2 protein-coding genes are annotated in these 2221 nt (G+C 44.4%); both read right to left on the bottom strand.

Translation table 11 applies throughout. The features are described from left to right. Positions 1–185 precede the first annotated feature (185 nt). Entirely contained in the window at positions 186–446 is a 261-nt protein-coding gene (locus ACP45E_RS20260; protein ID WP_026026777.1) for a DUF5062 family protein, read from the bottom strand. A gap of 140 nt (positions 447–586) precedes the next feature. After that, positions 587–2050, bottom strand: a complete 1464-nt coding sequence (locus ACP45E_RS20255; protein WP_017039055.1) for a PepSY-associated TM helix domain-containing protein — start codon at positions 2048–2050, stop codon at positions 587–589. Positions 2051–2221 lie beyond the last annotated feature (171 nt).

The following is a 2221-nucleotide window of genomic DNA, read 5'->3' as shown; positions in this document are numbered from 1 at the left end:
ACTCCCATTGATGTGCTCGACAGTATCGATTATCACTGAAGGGTTCGTCTTTTCCGCGAACCCAGCGCACCGTTGCTGAATAGTTAGACATCCATTTCATTCCTATTAACTGAGTAGAGGCTGAAGGCATATTAATAGCGTTGCAAAGAGCAACGCTAAGGGTTTGGGATAAGTTTAAGCCCTGTTTATTTTAAGGGGTCGTTGTCTGGAAGGGCTTTATGCAGCCACAGTGCTAACCGCTTTTTAATATTCGCTCCGTCGAGCTTATCGGCAGGAAGAGGGGTTATTTGGTTAACTTCAACCAAGAACAAATACACGGCTTTGATCTTGATGGGTTGTGAGGAGCTTGGCAAGTTTAGCCCTTGCAGTTTTGCCATCTTAAAACCGACGTCTAACGCCTTTTTTACCAACTTATCTTCATTAAGGATCTTTGCGGTCTTCGACATATCATCATTATCCTCAGTATTGATTGAGTGAGCAGTATACCAATTGGGGAGCATTACACGATTGTATGGCTCCCATATTGATAAGTATCTCTCGTTAATCAGCGGTGAGTTTTAAGTGTGGTAACCTGTGAAATACAGCGTTAGTTCTTTAAAGCAGCGAAAGACTTAAATCGACTAAAAAGAAACCAGTCAAGCAGCAGCGTGAGTACGATTGTCATCCCTGCCAAGGGAAACGCCAGGCATATCAGAGAAAGTGTTACTACTGCGGTTTTCCAAGTGCCAGGATGAGTAAATCTTGGAGGTACACCTAAATGAGCCCGATTTTTTGGTCGCCTAATCCACCACATAACCGCCCCAGTTACCGAAATAACGATGAACATGACACAAAAAAGAACGTTAAAGACTTTATTGATGATGCTGATATCGCCCTGGTGCATTGCTATACCTGCTGCCATCATTTTGGCCATCACTCCATAGTCGTCCCAGCTGACATCGGCCAATATTTCTCCGGAATACTGGTCAATATGCGTGGTTCTATCTTGGGTTGGGTCGATAATGTCACCACTCATGGTATTGGCTGACACAGTAAATACCCCTTGTTCCCCGCGAGGAAAATGAAGTTTGTAGTGCGTGTATCCTAATTGGAGGATAGTGGCTTCGAGACGATCGATGTTCTGCAGTCCTGTGGTGGAAGAAGCATCATCTGTTCCCATCTTGCTGTGGTCGTGATTGGAGGCAGGCAGCGGCGTTTGTTCTAAGTTCCACGGTAACTCTTCTTCTGCCAGATGGTTCAGTGATTGATGCGTCTGTGTTGACAGTGGCACGTCATCCCATTTCTGAGCAGGGAATGTGCTCCAAGCTTGTACCATCTTTCCACCCCATACCCCAGCCCACGCGAGACCCGAAAGAATGAAAAACAGAAAAACGAACGATAAAGTTCCGCCAAGGTTTGCGTGTAGATCGCGCATAAAAATGCGTGGACCGTGACTTGTCCGAATTTTTAGAAAACCCGCTTTGGAGGCGTTATCGAACGGAAGCCATAGGTATATACCGGAGACTAACAACAAAATACATAGGCTAGCAGCAACTTCGATGAGATGGTCTCCCCAATCCCCAATCAGTAATGTGCCATGTATGTCGTTGGCTAACTGATACCAACTGTCGCTGCGATCAATGGTGCCAAGTACTTCTCCGTTGTATGGATTAATCGTGGCGAATAAAACCTTACCATCCGTGTCTTTTATAGAGAATCGGTTGGCAACATCCGCTGTTTTTGCCGGAATAAATTGAGTGACCGAATGGGTAGGGAATGCTTGCTGAATGATATTGAGCTGTTCAGAGATCGACAGCTTAGCAAGCGGTGCTGTAGAGAATGTATTGGTTGATGTTTCATACGGAATCGTTTTGGGAGATAGCTTAATAATATCGCCATAACGGGCAGTTTCAATTTCCTGGTCAAATAACATGACTAAGCCTGTAAGGCTGAGCATGAGTAAGAATGGGACAACAAATAATCCGGCGTAAAAATGCCATCGCCAAGTTAAAAAGTAGCGAGATTTCAGTTGTTGAGCTTCCATATTTTTGTTTTCTGAATGAACAGACATTAATTCTTCCTTATTGATCACATGAACACGCGCGAGACAATATCGACGAGACTCGATTCGCAAGCGTGTTGTGAAGAAAATATTGGTATAGGTAAACGGAGTTAACTAGAAAGAAAAAATGTAGGTGGGGCGCGAGGTAAAAGGGGAGTAGGGTGATTGAAAATTTGGTTC

Source organism: Vibrio genomosp. F10 str. 9ZD137 (assembly GCF_049974785.1).
In the GTDB taxonomy this organism is placed as follows: Bacteria; Pseudomonadota; Gammaproteobacteria; order Enterobacterales; family Vibrionaceae; genus Vibrio.
This window is presented reverse-complemented; position numbering and strand designations above follow the sequence as displayed.